Here is an 18,829-nt window from a genome sequence, read left to right as displayed (position 1 = left end):
ACGACATGGCGATCCGCCTGATCTCGCGCCGGCTGCTTCAGGCCATCCCGCTGCTGCTGGGCGTGGTGGTCCTGAACTTTGCCCTGATCCAGTCCGTCCCGGGAACCTTCCTGGACGTCATGACGGCCGAGCAGCAGGTCACTGACCCGGCGCTGATCGAGCGCCTGCGCGTGACCTACGGGCTGGACGAGCCGCCGGCGGTCCAGCTGCTCAAGTACATCGGGTCGGTCGCGCAGCTGGACCTGGGTTACTCCTACCGGCACAACCTGCCGGTGCTGGACGTGATCCTGGCGCATCTGCCCGCCACGCTGGTGCTGATGCTGGCCAGCATCGCCATTGCCGTGCTGGTGGGCATAGCGGCCGGCATCGTGTCGGCCGTCAAGGTCAACACGTGGTGGGACAGCGCCGTCTCCGCCTTCGCCGTGCTGTGCTTTGCGGCGCCAAGCTTCTGGCTGGGCATCATGCTGATCATCATGTTCTCGGTGAAGCTGGGCTGGTTTCCGGTGGGCGGCATGGTCACCATCGGGCTGGACGGCGGGCTGTGGCGCCAGGCGCTGGACATCCTGCACCACCTGGCGCTGCCCGCCGTGGCGCTGGGACTGTTCTATTCCGCCGCCTATGCCCGCGTGATGCGGGCCTCGATGCTGGAAGTCAGCCGCATGGATTACGTGCGCACGGCCTATGCCAAAGGCCTGACGCGCGTCGCCGTGGTCTTGCGGCACGTGCTGCGCAACGCGGTGCTGCCGATCGTCACCCTGCTGGGCCTGCAACTGGGCGCGGTGCTCGGCGGCAGCATCGTGATCGAGTCCGTGTTCAGTTGGCCCGGCATCGGCGCCGTGCTGTTCGACAGCGTCATGAGCCGCAACTATCCCGTCGTGCTGGGCATCCTGGTGCTCAGCTCCGTCGTGGTCATCATCGCCAACATCTTCGTGGATCTTGCCTATACGCGGCTTGACCCCCGCATCAAGGCCGCCTGACATGTCCGCTACTTCCGCTGCAACTGTTCCTGCCGGCGCGCCGGCCGCGCGCCGCCCGGATGCGTTCGCCGTGCGCTTTGCCCGCAACCGCGGCGCCGTGGCGGGCGCGCTGGTCCTGCTGCTGGTCGCGCTGGTGGCCGCCAGCGCCGATTGGCTTTACCCCGTCAACCCGCTGCGCATCGTCGGCGCACCCGAGATCTGGCCACTCGAGTCCTGGCGTTATCCGCTGGGCACGGACTCCATGGGCCGCGACATCGCCGCACTCATCGCCCACGGCGCCCGCGCCACGCTGCTGATCGGCCTGGTAGCCGCCGCCACCGCCACGCTGATCGGCGTCACCGTCGGCGCGGCCGCCGCCTGGGCGGGCGGTTGGGTGGACGAGGCGCTGATGCGCCTGACCGAGCTGTTCCAGATCATCCCCAACGTGGTCTTCGTGCTGACCGTCGTGTCGGTGCTGGGCCCGCGAATCGAAAACATCACGCTGGCCGTCGGCCTGGTGTCCTGGCCCCCGATCGCCCGCCTGACCCGCGCCGAATTCCTGTCCTTTAAAGAACGCGAGTTCGTGCAGGCCTGCCGCGCCGTCGGCATGAGCCCGTGGCGCATCGCCGCCGCCGAGGTCCTGCCCAATGCGCTGCCGCCGGTCATCGTGATGTCCTCGCTGGTGGTGGCCGGGGCCATCCTTTACGAATCGGTGGTGTCCTTCCTGGGACTGGGCGATCCCAACATCGCCAGCTGGGGCCGGCTGGTGGGCGAAGGCCGCAGCCTGATCCGCTCGTCCTGGTACATCTGCGCCGTGCCCGGCGTAGCCATCATGCTTACCGTGCTGTCGCTGAACCTGGTCGGCGACGGCCTGAACGACGCGCTCAATCCCAAGCTGCAAAAGGGCTGAGCCGCCAACTTCTGGAAGTCTTTCTTATGACGCATTCCCCCCAAAATCTTGGCGACCTTGCCGATCCGCGCCTGCCGTCGGACCTGCCCGCGATCGTCGATCTGCGCCTGCCCGGCGCGCCGTGGCAACTGACCCACGGCGAGGCCGGCCGCCTGGCTGGCGGCGTGGCCGCATGGCTGACCGCGCGCGGCCTGCCGCCCGGCTCGCGCATCGCCATCGCGGCGCTGAACCGCGCCGAGTATCTGCTGGCGTACTTCGGCATCATGCGGGCCGGTTACGTGGCCGTACCCATCAACATCAAGCAGTCGCAGGAGAACATCGACTACGTGCTGCGCGATGCGGACATTGCGCTCGCCTTCGTGGACGGCCCGCGCCGCGCCGGCTTCGAGGCCACCGTGCCGGTGCTGGATTTTGACGACGCCGGCCCGCAGGGGTTTGCCGCGCAGATCGTTCCCGCCACGTTCAACAGCATCACGCCCGCGCCCGAAGATATTGCGCAGATGCTGTACACGTCAGGATCCACCGGCAAACCCAAGGGCGTGCCGCTGACCCATGCCGGCCAACTGTGGGCGCTGACCGCCACGTCCGGCCCCACGAATCCGGACGCGCCGCAAGCGCGCTATCTGCTCGCGCAGCCGCTGTTCCACATGAACGGCCTATTCATGTCCAAGCGCGCGTTTGCCAGCAACGGCCTGCTGGTGATCCAGCCCGTGTTCGAGGTGCAGGCCTACGCCGATGCATTGGCACGCTACCGCATCACCATCCTGACCGCCGTGCCCACGATGTTTGCGCGGCTGGTGAAGGACCCCGCCTCGCTGCAGGACCACGACCTGTCAGCGCTGGAGCGCGTGATGCTGGGCTCCGCGCCAATGACGACGGCCCTGTTCGACCGCATCCAGCGCGCGCTGCCCCACGTGCGCATCACGCACGGCTATGGCACGACGGAGGCCGGTCCCGCCGTGTTCGGGCCGCATCCCGATGGCTTGCCCACGCCGCCCCTGTCGGTCGGCTATCCGTTGGACGCGGCGCAAGTCCGGTTGACGGGCGGCGCCGGACCGGACGAGGGCGTGCTTGAAATGAAGAACCCCGCCGTGCTGCGCGGCTATCACAACCTGCCGGAAAAGAGCGCTCAGGTGTTGAACGACGGCTGGTACTACAGCGGCGACGTGATGCGCCGCGACCGCGACGGATTCCACTATTTCGTGGGCCGCGCGGACGATATGTTCGTTTGCGCGGGCGAGAACATCTATCCCGTTGAAGTCGAGAAGTTGCTGGAGTCACATCCCGACGTGCGACAGAGCTGCGTGGTTCCGCTGGCCGATGAAGAGCGCGGCCACATCCCGGTCGCCTTTGTCGTGCGGCGCGCCGGCAGCACGCTGGATGCCGACACGCTCAAGCAGCACGCCCTGGCCAACGGCCCGGCGTACCAGCACCCGCGCCGCATCCGCTTTCTGGACGACCTGCCGTGGGCCGGCACCAACAAGGTCGATCGCAACGCCCTGCTGCTGCAGGCGCGGGCGCTGGAAGCGCGGCAGGCATGGACACAACCCGAAAAGGAGGCCGCATGAGCGCCACACCGGATTCCCTGGCGGGTAAGACCGCCCTCGTCACGGGCGGCAGCCGCGGCATCGGCCGCGCCATCGCACTCGTGCTGGGCCGCCGCGGCGCGCACGTCGCCGTGCACTACCACGCGCGGGCGGATGCCGCCGAAGAAGTCGTCAGCCAGATCCTGGCGGCAGGCGGCCGAGCCTGGACGCTGCAAGCCGACTTGGCAGCCCCGGAGGCGGCGGCGCGGCTGGCGCAGGATGCACGCGCCACTTTGCGCGAGCGTACCGGCTCCGAGGGCCTGGACATTCTGGTCAACAACGCGGGCGTGGGCCTGCGCGCCCGGCTGCCCGACGTGACGCCGCCGGACTTCGACCGTGTGCTGCAGGTGAATTTGAAGACGCCGTTCTTCCTGATCCAGCACTGCCTGCCGTTCCTGCGCGATGGCGGCCGCATCATCAATATCTCGTCGATGGGCACGCGCGCCGCCTATCCCGAAATGAGCGTCTACGCGCCGGCCAAGGCGGGCCTGGAGGCGCTGACGCTACTGCTGGCCAGCGAGCTGGGCGCGCGCGGCATTACCGTGAATGCCGTGTTGCCCGGCGCCACCGCCACCGATCTGAACCAGCGTGCACGCGACCCGGAACTGAGCCGCGTCATCGCGCAGAGCATCGCACTGGGCCGCGTGGGCCAGCCGGACGACATCGCAGACATCGTCGCTTTCCTGGCGTCCAACGAGGGGCGCTGGGTCACCGGACAGCGCATCGACGCCACGGGAGGACAGCGGCTGTAGTGTCGGCGATGCCGGCATGCCCATATACATATGTGATATCGGTATTTTTCACGCGGCCGCATGTCTCTTAGGATTCCAGCGTTCTTCTTCCCAACGCTGGAATTGCCTTGTCACGCCTTACTCCTTTGGATCCCGCCAAGCTGGATCCCGCGACCGCCCAACTCTTCAATCAGCTTCTGCAGGATTACGGCCCGTACGCGAACATGCTGAGCGCCTTCGCGCCCCGTCCGCCGGCCTTGAAGCATTTCTTCTCGTACCTGGTCCAGTCGCGCGAGGACGGGCTGATCTCGCCGCGTCACCTGGAAATCGCACTGCTGACCGCGTCCAAGGCGCACGCCTGCCATTACTGCGTCACGCTGCATACACCCAAGCTGGCGGCCCACGGCATCTCGCAGGATGCCATCGACCGCCTGCTGGAGCCGCAGGTGCCGGGCCTGGACGAGAAGGATCTGGTGGTCCGTGATTACGCCGTGCTGGTCACGCTCACGCCGGCGCAGGTCAGCGACGCCTTCTATGCGAAGCTGCAATCGTTCTTCAGCGAGGAGCAGATCGTCGAGCTGACCATCCGCATCGCGCTGTGCAGCTTCTTCAAGCGCTTCAACGAGGCGCTGGAAGTCCCGCACGAAGACGTGGTGGCGCTGGAACTGGAGCATGGCGCGGCTTGAGGCGGCGTGCAGTCGTTTCGCCATGAGCCCTACCCCGCCCCTGAAACTTGAGATCCGCAATCTCTCCAAGCGCTTCCCCACCGACACCGGCCCGGTGCAGGTTCTGGACGACATCAGCCTGAACGCCGCCAGCGGCGAGTTCGTCAGCATCATCGGTCCGTCCGGCTGCGGCAAGTCCACGCTGTTCAACATCCTGACCGGCCTCCTGGAACACGACGCCGGCACCATCGCACTGGACGGCCGCCCGCTGCCCAATCTGCGCGGACGCGTCGGCTACATGCTGCAGCGCGACCTTCTGATGCCGTGGCGCACCGTGCTGGACAACGTCCTGGTCGGCCTGGAAATCCGCGGCGCGCCCAAGGCCGAGTCCGTGGAACGCGCACGCGAGTACCTCGACACCTTCGGCCTGCTGCCCTTCCAGGACAGCTATCCGAAGGCGTTATCCGGCGGCATGCGCCAGCGCGTGGCCCTGGCGCGCACGCTGCTGCCCGACCCCGACGTCCTGCTGCTGGACGAACCCTTTTCGGCACTGGATTACCAGACACGGCTGTTCCTTGAATCCATGCTGGCCGACACCGTCAGCAGGCAGGGCAAGACCGTGGTGCTGGTGACGCACGACATCGATGAGGCCATCGCGCTGTCCGAGCGCATCTTCGTCCTGAGCGCCCGGCCCGGCCGCCTGAAAAGCGAGCACCGGATCGAGCTGGGCACGCGCTCGCCGCTGCATGCGCGCCACGACAGCCGCTTTCCCGGCTACTTCGACCTGCTGTGCCAGGAACTCGACATACAGACCGCCCGCAAGGACGGCACCCACGCATGACCCAGACCTCCGCATCTCTTGCCCAGGGCGTCGCCACGCCCGCGCGCCCGCGTCCGGGCTTTCGCGTTCCCGTCCTGGCGACGCAGCTTCTCATTCTTGCCGTGCTGTTCGGCGCGTGGGAAGCCGCCGTGCGCACCGGCGCCGTCTCGGGCTTTCTGTTCGGATCTCCGGCCGGCGTGGTGCAGGCGGGGTGGAAGCTGATCGTGTCCGGCGAACTCTGGGAGCACGCCAACTACACGCTGTGGGCGTCGGCGGCCGGTTTCGTCGTCGGCACCGTGGTGGGCACCATCCCGGGCCTGGCGCTGTGGTATTCGCCCTATGGCGCGAAGGTGGTCGAACCTTTCCTGGTCGCGATCAACAGCGTGCCCAAGATCGCGTTCGCGCCGCTCGTGATCCTGTGGTTCGGCACGGGCCTGATTTCGAAGGTGGCACTGTCGATCTCGCTGACGTCCATCGTCGCGCTGCTGGCCGCCTTTCAGGCCGCCAAGGACGCGGACCCGGACATCCAGAAGATGCTCGTGTCGCTGGGCGCCACCAAACGGCAGATCTTCGCCAAGGTCGTCGTGCCGTCGGCCACGCCCGCCATCATCGCCACGTTCCGCATCAACATCGGCTTCGCGCTGGTGGGCACGGTCGTGGGCGAGTTCATCTCGTCCAAGTACGGCCTGGGCCACATCATCTTCGTCGCCTCGTCGCTCTATGACCTGAACACGGTCTGGGTCGGCATCTTCTCGCTGATGCTGCTGGGCTTTGTCCTGTATGCCGGCGTGGACATTGCCGAAAAGCGCCTGCTGCGCTGGAAAGACCAGACCTACGCCACTCAATTCAAACTGTGAAGCGCGCACTCTGCCGCCGAGAATCCATGAAAATCCGACCCTCCCTGCGCATCGCCGCTGCCGCGGCTGCCTCCCTGCTGTCCATCTCGGCCATGGCCGCCGGCAAGGCCACCGATACGGCCAACGCCAAGGTCACCGACAAAGCCGTCGTCTCCGCCGCGTTCAAGTCCGTGTTCTACCTGCCGGTGTATTTCGCCGAGGAACACGGCTACTTCAAGGACGAAGGGCTGGACGTGCGCATCGACGTCGCGTCGTCCTCGACCAATGCGCTGGCCGCCGTCATCTCCCGGAGCGCCGACTTTTCCCTGCACGGCCCGGAATGGACCGCGATCTCCTTCGGCCGCGGCGCGCCCGTCAAGGTGGTGGGCGGCACGCTGAACCGCCTGGGCGTGTGGCTGACTTGCAAACCGGCCTTCGCCTTTGACGGCTTCAAAAGTCTGAAAGGCGCCACCATCGCCACGGGCGCCATGCCGACCACCAGTTCGTCCGCATTCATCAAGCTGGTCAAGAACGCCGGCCTGGACCCCAAGCGCGACGTGAACCTGCTGGAAGTGCCGCTGGGCAACGAGATCGGCCCGCTCAGTTCCGGCCAGGCCGATTGCGCGGTGCTGTACGAGCCGGGCGCCTCGCAGGCGCAGGCACAGGGCTTCAAGGTGGTTTCCGCGTTCTCGCGCGAGATCGGCCCGTACACGTTCTCGGCCATCTCCACGCGCCAGGACATCGCCCCGCAGGTCTCGCAGAAGTTTGTCTCCGGCATCGACCGCGCGCTCAAGGCCATCCGCACGGACCCGGCCGCCGCCGTGGCCAGCGGCCTGAAGCTTTTTCCCAACCTGGATCCCGCCGTCGTGCGTGCGTCGGTGCAACGTCTGATCGACGACGGCGTGTTCGCCGATTCCGTGGCCGTGCCCGAGCAGGCCTTGAAGGACGCGCTCCAGACCCAGATCGACCTGGGCAATCTGGACCGCATCCCCACGGATGGCAAATGGCTCGATCTCGGCTACGCGGATTCGATTGCCGGGAAGGCGTACTGACGCGCCGTCAGAAGCGGTGGCGCATGCCCACCGCGTACTGGGACTGATGCCAGGACGGATCGTCCCAGGCGCCCCGCATGTAGCCATAGATGGCATACACATTGGTGCGCTTGGACAGGTCGTACACGTAGCCTGCCGAATAGATCTGCTGGGAATGCGTGGCGCCATCGCGTTCAAGCGCGCCTCCGCCCGGCAGACTGCCCTGCCACGATGCCATCACGGTGCTCGCGCCCGTGCGCCAGGCGGCGCCCGCCATCACGCCATGCACCGTGCTGCCCGGAAAGTACACGCGCTGCCCGGGTGACGGCACCGCCGGGATGGTGGAGCCGTTGCGCATCACTGACCAGCCGGCGTAAAGCGTGAACGCGTTCACCGTCGCACGGCCCGCGAGCGTGTAGGCGTACGGCCGGCGGTCGGCCCCGGCTCTGGTCATGGCGGCCGATTGCGCCGTCCCATCCGCCCAGCTCGCGCCCTCGTAGGTTGCGGCGATCGAATAGCCCGGCTGATCGAACACCACCGCGGCGCTGTACAGCTTGTTGGTGGATGCGGTCTGAAAGCCGCCGCCGCCGTCGTAGTCCAGGCTGGCGTCCACGCCCGCGCGCAGGCCGCCCACCGACGGGCTCCAGTACGCCACCGTGTTGTCGGCGCGATTGGCGTTGTACGGCAGCAGCGCTGTCTGGGCGCCGGTGATCAGGTACGACGCCAGGAACGCATCGTAGTCCGCCAGCGTGGCGGACGATACCGAGGTCTGCCGCCCCAGCCGCAGATCGCCAAAACCGCCCGACACGCCCACCCACGCCGCGCGTCCAAACAGGCGTCTGCCTTGCGCCGAGTTGCCGTTGGTGGCCAGAAAGCCGCTTTCCAGCTGGAAGTTCGCGCGCAGGCCGTTACCCAGGTCTTCGCTGCCGCGCAGGCCCCAGCGCGAACCGGACTGCACGCCCGACTGCATATTGATCGCCGTGCCGCGCTCCTGCGTGGAAAACCCCGCGATGCTCACGTCGACGACGCCATACAGCGTCACCGCGTTCTGCTGTGCGTCGGCCGCCCATGGCGCCATCAATGCCGCGACGCCGGCGGCAAACTTGCGTGCTGCCATCGCTTGCCTCACAGGTACTTGAGCCAGGCGATATCGCGGCGCGCGGCCTTCAGGCGTCCGAACCAGCGCACGGGCCAGAACAATGCCACGGCCAGCAGGATTGAAATCAGCCACACCGACGCCATGCCATCGACGCCGAAGTACTTGCCCTGGTTCAGGCCCCAGATGGCTTCGCCGCCCAGGTACAGGGCTTTCAACACGTACAAGTGCAGCAGGTAGAAGAACATCGGGGCGGCGCCAAACACGCACAGCGCGCGGACCCAACCGGCCGACTGCGCGCGCTCGATCAGCACCAGAAGGCACAGTCCCAACCCCAGCGTCAGCAGCAGGAACATCAGCGACGGCGGATATTTGGTGATGTTCACAAAGCTCATGACGGTATGCAGCGCGTCGTCCTGCACCGCCCACTTCTGCGACTGCCCGTAGCCGTTGAACGCCCGCAGGATCACAAAGCCCGCCACCGCCGCCAGCCCGGCCGACCACAGACGGCGCTGACGCACGGCCGCGTCCGAACCCGGCTGAAACCACGGTCCGGCCGCATACCCGAGCGCAATCACGCCGATCCACGGCAGCAACGGGTAGGACGTGCGCAGGCGCAGCGTGTCGCTCACCTCGATCCAGCCGCGATCATGCAGCACTGCCCACGACACGTGCATCACGTGACCCGCGGCAAAGTGCACGGCATCCAGCGCGTTGTGGCCAGCGACCAGCACCACGCCAACGACAACCAGCGCCCAGCGCGGCAACCAAAGCAAGGCCGCCAGCGACAGCATGGACAGGCCGATCACCCAGATCACCTGCAGGTACACAACGGACGGCGGAAACTGAAAGGTCCACGCGAAGTTCACCACGATGACTTCGAGCGCGATCAGGAATGCGCCGCGCTTGGCCAGAAACGCGGCCGTGGCGCCGCGGTCGCCGGCCTTCGCGCCGTACAGCCAAGCCGACAGGCCCGTCAGAAAGATGAACACCGGCGCGCACAGATGCGCAAGCAGACGCGAGAAGAACAGGTCCGGCGGCGTGGCGGACACGTCCATCGGGTCGCCAACCTGGTGATGCAGGAAGAAGGTTTCGCGCACATGGTCGAGCAGCATGATGACGATGACCAGGCCGCGCAGAGCGTCAATGGAACGCAGCCGGGTGGCGGCGGGAGGGGAAATGAGAGAAGCCATGGAGGAATGCGGGAGATGCTTGAGATGCCCGCGGCACGCCGGGAGGCGCAGCGCGAAAAAAGCCAGAATAGTAATGTAATAACATTACTATTCCAAGACACAATCTGAGGAGACACCCCATGCCCGCCAGCCCCGCCCTCCACCGGCAAGTTTCGCCCCGTTGGTGCGCGAGGGAAAACTGCGCTACCGCGAGGAAATCCTGGCCGGCATCGAGGCCGCGCCGGGGTCGATCGCCGATCTGTGCCAGGGCAAGCACATGGGTAAACGCCTGATCCGGCTGGAGGATGCCTGAATGGCCAAGAAGGTTGCAACTGACGCCCGAAGGGCCGCGCCATGATCGAGCGCATGCGGGTCAAGAGCGACGTTATGAGCGAAGCGATTCTGCAAGGCCTCAATGCCGAACAGCGTCACCAGCTTGCCGACATGCTCGGCCTTGTCAAACGCAATCTGCTGGCCTTCGATACCTCGCGCACCTGATCGCGCACGGTCTCCCCGCGGCCCGCCCGCCTGCCTTTTTCTCAGTGCGCCCGATCGCCGCGTCTTAACAGGATCTTGAGACGCGCCTCCCTAGAATCCGGAACGATTCTCATTGAGGTACTCAAGATCGCCATGGCGCAACAACAAAAAGTTCACTCACAGGGCGCGTTGGCGCTGAAAACCCTGGGCATGGCGCTTGGCGCCGCCGCCTCCACACAGGCTCACGGCCAGACGCCCCCGGCAGACAACGCGGTGCTGCTGGCGCCCGTCACCGTGCAGGCCGACGCCCCGCCCTTCAAGGCGGACCGCGTGCAGTCGGGCAAATTCACCGAGCCGCTGCTCGACACCCCGCAAAGCATCACCGTCGTGCCGCGCGCAGTGCTGGAAGAGCAGCAGGCCAAGAGCCTGCAGGACGTGCTGCGCAACGTGCCGGGCATCACGTTCAGTTCGGGCGAAGGCAATCTGGGCTGGGGCGACATGTTCACGATCCGCGGGTTTTCCGCGGAGCAAAGCATCACCGTGGACGGCATCCGCGACGCGGGCCTGTCCAGCCGCACCGACATCTTCAACCTGGAACAGGCAGAGGTCTTCAAGGGCACGGGCTCCATCGAATCCGGCATCTCGGCCGTGGGCGGCAGCGTCAACCTGGCCAGCAAGGAAGCGCGGCTGGGCTCGTTCTACAAGATGTCCGGCGGCCTAGGCACGGATCATTACCGGCGCATCACCGCGGACCTGAATCAGGAACTGACGGACAGCGCCGCCCTGCGCGTCAACCTCATGCGCCACCACAACGGCGTGGCCGAGCGCGACGTGACGGAGTTTGACCGATCTGGTGTCGCGGCGTCGCTGGCGATGGGCCTGGGCTCCCCCACCCGCGTCACCGTCAACTACCTGCATCAGGAAGACGACAACATCCCCGACGGCGGCGTGCCGATCCAGCGCGGCACCGGCGGCAAGCGCATGCCGAATGTGGCGCGCAACGCCTGGTACGGTGATCCGGGCCTGTACACGGAGCAGACCCGCACCGATCAGGCAACGATGAAGGTCGAGCATGACTTCACCAAGGCGGCGCGCCTGACCAACATCAGCCGCTGGCAGCAGACCGACCGCATCGGCGTGCTTGCCCCGGCGCGCTTCAATTCCACGTCGCGCACGTCGTACGGCTACGTGGGCGCCGGCCCGCTGGTGCAAAGCGCCGACGGCATTGCCTCGTACAGTGGCTTCACGCCGCTGCGCGATCCCTCGCCCTATGCCCAGTTGCGCGGCAACGACTTCGGCACGTCCAAGCGCTACACCATCCTGGCCAACCAGACCAACCTGAACCTGGACTTCCATACCGGCGGCATCAAGCATGCCGTGGTGACGGGCGTGGAGTTCTACAAGGAAACCTACGGCGATCATGCACGCACGATTCGCGCGCCGTCGATCAATCCGGTGATCGACCTGCGCGACACCGGCGGCACGAACATGGGCGGCGTGGACACCTTGAAGGGCGATTCCGGCAACAAGGCCGAAGTCTTCAACGCCGGCCTGTATGCCGCGGACACCGTGACGTTCAATCCGCAATGGATGCTGCAGGGCGCCTTGCGCTATGACCGCTACCGCGTCACGCAGACGGCGGGCGCCGCCACGCAGCGCGTCACCGACGGCGCCTTCAGCGGCCGCATCGGTCTGACGTACAAGCCCGTGGAGAACGGCAGCGTCTACGTGTCGTACAGCCAGGCCGCGCAACCGTCCGCGATGGGCGCGTCCACGAACAACAACATCTACGGCGCCACCGGCTCCGACACCTACAAGCCGGCCGTCGCCCGCACGTGGGAACTGGGCACGAAATGGGACGTGGCCGGCGGCGACCTGTCGCTGACGGGCGCTCTTTTTCGCACAGAATTGACGGACTCATGGGAATACGGCGACGACGCCACCGACGTGGTGCGCGCCCTGCCCGCCAAGCGCGTGGATGGCATCGAGCTGGGCCTGTCGGGCAACATCACGCCCCGCTGGTCCGCCTTTGCCGGCGTCAGCGCCATGAAAAGCCGCATCACCAAGGGCGCGAACCAGGGCGAAGAGGCCAAGAACGTGCCGGACCTGACGTTCAACCTGTGGACCACGTACGCGGCCACGGAAGACCTGTCGCTGAGCTATGGCGCGCAGTACGTGGGCAAGCGGCGCTATACGGACAACAAGTACGTCGGCGGCAAGAACAACAACAGCTCCACCGTGTCCGGTCCCTACGGCACGCATCCGGTCTGGGTGCGCGACAACGAGAAGGCGCCTTCCTACTGGCTGCATTCCGTCGCGGCGCGCTACCGGCTGAACAAGAACGTGACGCTGGGCGTGAACGTGGACAACCTGTTCAACAAGTTCTATTACAGCCGCATCGGGGCATCGCTGGACGGCTTCCAGCTCTACGGCGTACCCGGCGCGGGACGCACGGCTCTCTTCACCGCAGACGTCGCCTTCTAAACCGCAAGGCCCGCCGCAGGCCCGGCCAGGTCCACACGGAACTGGCTGCCCTGCCCGGGCCGAGACTGCAGCGACACGCGCCAGCCCTGGTGCTCGCAGATGCGCTGCACCAGGGACAAGCCCAGCCCCAGGTTGCCGTCGTCCAGCTGATCGCCGCGTACGAAGGGGTTGAAGATGGAGGCGTGGCGTTCCACCGGAATACCCGGACCGTTGTCGTTCACCTGCACGAAATCGGGTCCTGCCGTGACAACGATGCTGGCCTGCGGGCCGGCGTACTGCAGCGAATTGCGGATCAGGTTGGACAGCACCGCGCGCAGCAGCGGCGCGGGAAACAGCAAGGGCGCTTCCTGCGCACCGGATGCTTCCAGCGTCAACTGCATGCCGCGCCGCTGCGCCACCGGCGACCACGCGGCCAACTGGCCTCGTGCGGTGTCCGCCGCGCTCTCACGCGGGAACAGGCCCGCCGCGTCGCCGCCGCGCGCCAGCATCAGATAGGTGTCCAGCCGCTCGCCCATGTCAGCGGCAGCCGCCTCGATCCGGGCAAGACGGGCCTGTCCCGCCGCATCCAGCGCCTGCTCTTCGCGCAGCAGCTCGCAGGAACTGGAGATCACCATCAGCGGCGTGCGCAGTTCGTGCCCCACGTCGGCGGTGAAGAGCTGCTCGCGCCTGAGCGCCTGTTCGAGCTGGTTGTAGGTCGAGTCGAAGGCCGCCGCAAGCTGGCCGATCTCGTCCGGCGGATAGTCTTCGGCCAGCCGGGTCTGCGGCGGCTGCGCGCCGCGGGTATTGACCTGGGCGGCCAACCGCGCAAGCGGACGCAACAGGCGCCGGGTGGCCAGGATGCCCAGGACAAACGCCAGCGCCAGGCTGGCCGCCAGTCCCGTCACCGCGGTCCAATGCGAGGCCGACTGGTTCTGCTCGTACTCGGTGTAGTCGCGCAGCAGCATGTAGCGCTGGCCCTTGAAGTCGTCGACCATCACGTGCCACACGCGATCGTTGCGCTCGATCTTGTGAAAGCCCGGATTCAGCGGCCGCAGCCAATCGGGAAACGCCCCGCTTGCCGGATCGCCGTGAAAGAAGCGGTTGGGCCGGCCCGGGTCGATGCCCGCCAGAAAATCGCCCCGCACCCGCTCCACCGCCATGCCCATGTCGATGCGTTGAAGATGCGCCTCCAGCTTGCCGACGCTCCACACCGACAGCCAGGTCAACAGGCCTGCTACCAGCAGCGCCAGCGCCACATACGTCAGCACAAGGTGGCGCGCCAGCCCGCGCCGCGCCGCGCGCCTGCCCGGGCTAGTCATCGCTTGCGGCACGCAGCTGGTAGCCGATGCCGTGCACCGTGTGCAGCAGCGGCGTGTCGTAGGGCTTGTCGACCACATGGCGGATCTGGTGGATGTGGGTGCGCAGGCTGTCGCTGTCCGGCGGCGAGTCGCGCCACAGCGCCTCCTCCAGCCGGGCGCGATGGACCACCGCTGGGCTGGCACGCATCAGCAAGGTCAGCAATTGCAGCGGAGACGGCGGCAGGCGCAGCGCCTGGCCCGCCCGCGCAAGCGCCAACGTGCCGGTGTCCAGCGTCAAGTCGCCCACGCGCAGCACACGGGCCGCGCCCGCCCCGCTGGCGCGATGCAGCAGCGCCTTGACCCGCGCGGCCAGTTCGGCCAGCGCAAAGGGCTTGACCAGGTAATCGTCGGCGCCCGCGTCGAATCCCGTCAGGCGGTTGTCCAGCGTGTCTCGGGCCGTGACCATGATGACGGGGGTGTTGCACGCGGACTCGGTGCGCAGCCGGCGGCACAGCTCGTAACCGTCCAGCCGCGGCAGCATCAGGTCCAGCACGATCAGGTCGAACTCGCCCGACGCCGCCATCGCGTAACCGCGCTGGCCGTCTTCAGCGCAATCGACGATATAGCCGCGCCGCGTCAGGTGATGGGTGATGTTGGCAAGAATGTCGGGGTCGTCTTCGATGACGAGAACGCGCATGGCGGGACCGCTCGGCGAATAACAATCAATCTCACATTGTAGGGGTGCGCCCAAAGGTCCGGCAGCGGTGCGGCGCCCACGCCACAGGCGTGATGCGTCTTAACGAATTCTTGAGGACGGTTGTCGGACACTGCCCGGCGATAAGAATGGTTCGCGTTACCTGCACCCCGCGGTTGACGCACCTGAAGGATTCGCCATGCGCCCGATTGCCCTTTTCCGCGCGGCCGTGACCGCCGCCTCCCTGTTCTGCGCCCTGTCCGGCGCCCATGCCCGCGAGGTCACCGACCTGGCCGGCCGCGTTGTGACGGTGCCCGACCATCCGCAGCGCATCCTGCTGGGCGAAGGCCGCTTTGCATTTGCGATGGCGTTGCTGGACCGCCACGATCCGGTGGCGCGCGTCGTCGGCTGGCAGGGAGAGCTGAAGCAGCAAGATCCGTATTCCTGGAACCAGCTCGTCACGCGTTTTCCCAAGGCGGCCGACGTGCCCCTGATCGGCAAGACGTCGGAGGCCAGCGTCAGCCCGGAAAAAATCGTCTCGCTGCGGCCTGACGTGGCGATCTTCAGCGTCAGTGGCCATGGTCCCGGCCGGAACAACCCGATGATCCCGGCATTGCAGGAAGCCGGCATCCCGATCGTCTTCATCGACTTCCGCCAGCATCCCGTGCGGAACACGGTGCCCAGCATGCGCATCCTGGGCCAGGCACTGGATCGTGAAGCCGAGGCGGAAGGCTACATATCCTTCTACGAAGACCACCTTGCCCGCGTGCGCAAGGTCGTGGAGCCCGTGCCGCCCGCCCAGCGGCCGCGCGTCTTCGTGGAAATGCTGGCAGGCGTGTGGCCGGCCTGCTGCCACACCACAGGCAATGGCAGCTTCGGCGACCTGCTGGAAGCCGCGGGAGGCGTCAACGTCGCGGCGCCCGTGCTGCCCGGCGCCATCGGCGACGTGAGCCTGGAGTTCGTCATCGACGCCAAGCCCGACGTGTACATCGCCACCGGCAGCCGCTCCGAACCCGGCCGCCCGGGCCTGCTGGCCGGTCCCGGCGCCGATCCGAAGGTGTCCGCCGACAGCCTGGCCACGCTGCTGAACCGCGACGGCATCCGCGACCTGGACGCCGTGAAGCAGCACCGTGCCTTCGGCATCTGGCACGCGTTCTACAACTCGCCCTACAACGTTGCCGCCATCGAGGCGATGGCGAAGTGGCTGTATCCCGAACGCGCCGCCGCGCTGGATCCGCAAGGCACGCTGGACGCGCTGTACGGCCAGTTCCTGGATCTGGACAACGCGGGCGCCTTCTGGACATCCCCAGCCGCCCCGGCAAAGTAGCCCGACATGACCGGTTTCGCCCCCGCCGCCGTATCGCCCGCGGCGTCTGTTCCCGACGATCCCATCGCCGCGTACCGGCGCGCGGTGCGCAAGCGCGTACTGCTGACCGCCGCGCTGGTGCTGGCCATCATGGCCAGCCTGCTGGCCGACATCGCGAGCGGACCGGCTTCGCTGTCCCTGCCCGAGCTGCTGCGCACGCTGCTGCATCCCGACGTGTCAGACACCGGCACACGCGTCATCGTCTGGCAATTCCGCTTGCCCTATGCGCTGATGGCGTTGCTGGTCGGCGTGGCACTGGGCTTGGGCGGCGCCGAGATGCAGACCATGCTCGACAATCCGCTCGCCAGCCCCTACACGCTGGGCGTCTCTGCCGCCGCGGCGTTCGGCGCGTCGCTTGCCATCACGCTGGACTGGCATCTGCCGGCGCTGCCCGCCGGCATGACCGTTTCCGTGTCGGCCTTCGCGTGCACCCTGCTGTCGGTACTGGTACTGGAACGCGTGGCGCGGTGGCGCGGCGGATCGACGCTGGGCGTGGTGCTGTTCGGCATCGCGCTGGTGTATTCGTTTCAGGCGCTGGTGATGCTGCTGCAGTTCGTCGCCAGCGAGGAGGCCTTGCAAGGCATCGTCTTCTGGACAATGGGCAGCCTGGCGCGCGCCACCTGGACCACCGTCGGCGTCATGGCGGCGGCGCTGGTTCTGGCCATTCCGTTTTCGATGCGCGACGCCTGGAAGCTCACCGCCGTGCGCCTGGGCGAGGAACGCGCGGCCAGCTTCGGCATCGACGTCAAGCGGCTGCGCCTCATCAGCCTGCTGCGCGTCAGCGCGCTGGCGGCACTGGCCGTGTCGTTCGTCGGCACGATCGGCTTCGTCGGCCTGGTCGCGCCGCACATCGCGCGGCTGCTCTTGGGCGAAGACCACCGCTACTACCTGCCGGGCAGCGCGCTGGCCGGCGCGCTGATCCTGTCGCTGGCGTCCGTGGCGTCCAAGACCGTGCTGCCCGGCGCGCTCATCCCGGTCGGCATCGTGACCTCGCTGGTCGGCATTCCCTTCTTTCTCACCATCGTCGTGGGCGCCCTCAAGCGCGCCTGACGCCACAACCGCAACAAGGACACACCCCGATGAAATTCCGCCTGACGCTCACGCTCGCGGCTCTGATGATCGCCGGCACTGCCCATGCCGCCCCCGCTTGCTCGATCGACGTCGAAGGCCGTCCCGGCAAGCAGTTCGGCCCCGACCACATCGTCGTGCCAGCGACCTGCCAGGAATTCACCGTGCGCCTCATCCACACGGGCAAGAACAGCAAGGAAAAGGCCGGCCACAACTGGGTGCTGACCAAGACCGAAGATATCGACGCCGTAATGGTCGACGGCATCAAGGCCGGCGCGAGCAGCGACTTCCTGGCGCCGGGCGACGGCCGCATCCTTGCCAAGACGCCCATGCTGGGCGGCGGCGAGACGGCCACCGTCACCTTCCCCGTCAGCCGCCTGCGCGCGGGTCAGTCGTACACCTACTACTGCTCGTTCCCCGCGCACGCGCAGCACATGCGCGGCACGCTGGTGCTGCAACGCTGACAATGACGCAGCTACGCATCCAGGCGCTGTCCGCCGGCTACGGCGCGCGCGCGGTGCTGCGCAATGCCAGCGCCGGCCCCATGCCCGAAGGCGCTGTCACCGCGCTGCTGGGGCCGAACGGCAGCGGCAAATCGACGCTGCTCAAGACGCTGGCCGGCCTGCATCCGGTGATGCAAGGCGCAATCTTGCTGGACGGCGAGGACCTGGCAAACGCCAGCCCGGCCCGCCGCGCCGAATGCGCCATGTACATGCCGCAGGCCTTGCCCAAGGGCGTGCACATGACCGTCTTCGAATCCGTGCTGGTGGCCGCGCGCTCCGGCCGCCACGGACAACCCGGCCATGCGTTGATGGAAAACGCCATGGCTGTCATCAACGAGCTGGGCATCGCGCCGCTCGCCAGCCGCCATCTGGACGAGCTGTCCGGCGGGCAGAAGCAGTTGGCGTCGCTGGCCCAGGCGCTGGTGCGGCGTCCGCGCCTGTTGCTGCTCGATGAACCGCTGTCCGCGCTGGACCTGAATTACCAATTTCACGTCATGGACGTGCTGCGCCGCCAGACGCGCCTGCACCGCCTGATCACGTTGGTGGTGCTGCACGACCTGAACATCGCGCTGCGTCACGCCGACCATGCGTTGCTGCTGCACGCAGGCGCGATCGAAGCCGAGGGCCTGCCCCGCGATGTGGTAACCCCGGACACCTTGCGCCGTGTATACCGCGTGCGGGCGCGCGTCGAACATTGCCCGCAGGGCCAGGCGCAGATCCACGTGGATGGACTGGCCGATCGCTCAGCCTCGTAGGTCATCGTAGGTGTCTGACACCCTTGCCGCAGCCCTGCATGGTGCCGACCGTCTCACGCGGGTGTCAGACACCGGGCCAACGCGCGCCGGCCTTCATCCTCGCGTCGTAGGTGTCTGACACCCTTGCCGCAGCCCTGCATGGTGCCGACCGTCTCACGCGGGTGTCAGACACCGGGCCAACATGCGCCGGCCTTCATCATCGCATCGTAGGTGTCTGACACCCTTGCCGCAGCCCTGCATGGTGCCGACCGTCTCACGCGGGTGTCAGACACCGGGCCAACATGCGCCGGCCGTCATCATCGCGTCGTAGGTGTCTGACACCCTTGCCGCAGCCCTGCATGGTGCCGACCGTCTCACGCGGGTGTCAGACACCGGGCCAACATGCGCCGGCCTTCATCATCG

The 18,829-nt window shown here is 67.1% G+C and carries 18 protein-coding genes; 14 read left to right on the top strand and 4 right to left on the bottom strand.

Features of this window, described 5'->3' with window-relative positions; all coding sequences use genetic code 11:
- Positions 1–5: 5 nt before the first annotated feature.
- From AC6LJW_RS26150 to AC6LJW_RS26115, 8 genes are all read left to right on the top strand, one after another.
- Positions 6–977 carry an ABC transporter permease gene (locus AC6LJW_RS26150; RefSeq protein WP_498088701.1) on the top strand — a complete coding sequence of 324 codons (972 nt, stop codon included), beginning with the start codon at positions 6–8 and terminating at the stop codon, positions 975–977.
- A gap of 1 nt (position 978) precedes the next feature.
- On the top strand, positions 979–1,866 hold the full coding sequence (locus tag AC6LJW_RS26145; protein WP_498088699.1) for an ABC transporter permease: 888 nt from the start codon (positions 979–981) through the stop codon (positions 1,864–1,866).
- Positions 1,867–1,892: 26 nt separating this feature from the next.
- Positions 1,893–3,434: a class I adenylate-forming enzyme family protein gene (locus AC6LJW_RS26140; protein ID WP_498088698.1), complete on the top strand. Its 1,542-nt coding sequence runs from the start codon at positions 1,893–1,895 to the stop codon at positions 3,432–3,434.
- Positions 3,431–4,204, top strand: a complete 774-nt coding sequence (locus AC6LJW_RS26135; RefSeq protein WP_498088696.1) for an SDR family oxidoreductase — start codon at positions 3,431–3,433, stop codon at positions 4,202–4,204. Before AC6LJW_RS26140 ends, AC6LJW_RS26135 begins: the two co-directional genes overlap by 4 nt.
- A 107-nt stretch (positions 4,205–4,311) precedes the next feature.
- Positions 4,312–4,869 (top strand): carboxymuconolactone decarboxylase family protein, encoded by a 558-nt coding sequence (locus AC6LJW_RS26130; RefSeq protein WP_056561444.1) that lies wholly within the window; start codon positions 4,312–4,314, stop codon positions 4,867–4,869.
- Between the two features lie 22 nt (positions 4,870–4,891).
- Positions 4,892–5,689 (top strand): ABC transporter ATP-binding protein, encoded by a 798-nt coding sequence (locus AC6LJW_RS26125; RefSeq protein ID WP_498088694.1) that lies wholly within the window; start codon positions 4,892–4,894, stop codon positions 5,687–5,689.
- Complete coding sequence (locus tag AC6LJW_RS26120; RefSeq protein ID WP_056561445.1) at positions 5,686–6,525, top strand: ABC transporter permease; 840 nt, start codon at positions 5,686–5,688, stop codon at positions 6,523–6,525. The genes AC6LJW_RS26125 and AC6LJW_RS26120 overlap by 4 nt, the downstream gene beginning before the upstream one ends.
- 26 nt (positions 6,526–6,551) lie before the next feature.
- Positions 6,552–7,556: an ABC transporter substrate-binding protein gene (locus AC6LJW_RS26115; protein WP_498088692.1), complete on the top strand. Its 1,005-nt coding sequence runs from the start codon at positions 6,552–6,554 to the stop codon at positions 7,554–7,556.
- Between the two features lie 7 nt (positions 7,557–7,563).
- On the opposite strand, the gene AC6LJW_RS26110 is transcribed toward AC6LJW_RS26115, so the two are convergent.
- Positions 7,564–8,652, bottom strand: coding sequence for a porin (locus AC6LJW_RS26110; RefSeq protein WP_498088690.1), 1,089 nt, complete (start codon positions 8,650–8,652; stop codon positions 7,564–7,566).
- A gap of 8 nt (positions 8,653–8,660) precedes the next feature.
- Entirely contained in the window at positions 8,661–9,824 is a 1,164-nt protein-coding gene (locus AC6LJW_RS26105; protein WP_498088688.1) for an acetyltransferase domain-containing protein, read from the bottom strand.
- Positions 9,825–9,987: 163 nt separating this feature from the next.
- Between AC6LJW_RS26105 and AC6LJW_RS26100 the strand changes: the two genes are divergently transcribed.
- Positions 9,988–10,116 (top strand): hypothetical protein, encoded by a 129-nt coding sequence (locus AC6LJW_RS26100; protein WP_498088686.1) that lies wholly within the window; start codon positions 9,988–9,990, stop codon positions 10,114–10,116.
- Between the two features lie 317 nt (positions 10,117–10,433).
- Positions 10,434–12,764 (top strand): TonB-dependent receptor, encoded by a 2,331-nt coding sequence (locus AC6LJW_RS26095; RefSeq protein ID WP_498088685.1) that lies wholly within the window; start codon positions 10,434–10,436, stop codon positions 12,762–12,764.
- On the opposite strand, the gene AC6LJW_RS26090 is transcribed toward AC6LJW_RS26095, so the two are convergent.
- Both AC6LJW_RS26090 and AC6LJW_RS26085 read right to left on the bottom strand, forming a co-directional pair.
- On the bottom strand, positions 12,761–14,062 hold the full coding sequence (locus tag AC6LJW_RS26090; protein ID WP_498088683.1) for a sensor histidine kinase: 1,302 nt from the start codon (positions 14,060–14,062) through the stop codon (positions 12,761–12,763). The genes AC6LJW_RS26095 and AC6LJW_RS26090 overlap by 4 nt on opposite strands.
- The gene (locus tag AC6LJW_RS26085) at positions 14,055–14,738 is read right to left on the bottom strand and encodes a response regulator transcription factor (RefSeq protein WP_498088681.1); all 684 of its coding nucleotides are present in this window, start codon (positions 14,736–14,738) and stop codon (positions 14,055–14,057) included. The genes AC6LJW_RS26090 and AC6LJW_RS26085 overlap by 8 nt, the downstream gene beginning before the upstream one ends.
- A 196-nt stretch (positions 14,739–14,934) precedes the next feature.
- Between AC6LJW_RS26085 and AC6LJW_RS26080 the strand changes: the two genes are divergently transcribed.
- The 4 genes from AC6LJW_RS26080 to AC6LJW_RS26065 are packed head-to-tail and all read left to right on the top strand — an operon-like array spanning position 14,935 to position 18,427.
- A complete protein-coding gene (locus AC6LJW_RS26080; protein WP_498088680.1) occupies positions 14,935–16,062 on the top strand; it encodes an ABC transporter substrate-binding protein in 1,128 nt (375 codons plus the stop codon).
- Between the two features lie 6 nt (positions 16,063–16,068).
- Complete coding sequence (locus AC6LJW_RS26075; RefSeq protein WP_498088679.1) at positions 16,069–17,151, top strand: FecCD family ABC transporter permease; 1,083 nt, start codon at positions 16,069–16,071, stop codon at positions 17,149–17,151.
- Between the two features lie 29 nt (positions 17,152–17,180).
- Positions 17,181–17,633, top strand: coding sequence for an azurin (azu, locus tag AC6LJW_RS26070; RefSeq protein ID WP_427984878.1), 453 nt, complete (start codon positions 17,181–17,183; stop codon positions 17,631–17,633).
- 2 nt (positions 17,634–17,635) lie between these two features.
- Positions 17,636–18,427 (top strand): ABC transporter ATP-binding protein, encoded by a 792-nt coding sequence (locus tag AC6LJW_RS26065; protein ID WP_498088677.1) that lies wholly within the window; start codon positions 17,636–17,638, stop codon positions 18,425–18,427.
- Positions 18,428–18,829: the final 402 nt, after the last annotated feature.

Source organism: Achromobacter sp. 1012554356, from assembly GCF_059760815.1.
This window is presented reverse-complemented; position numbering and strand designations above follow the sequence as displayed.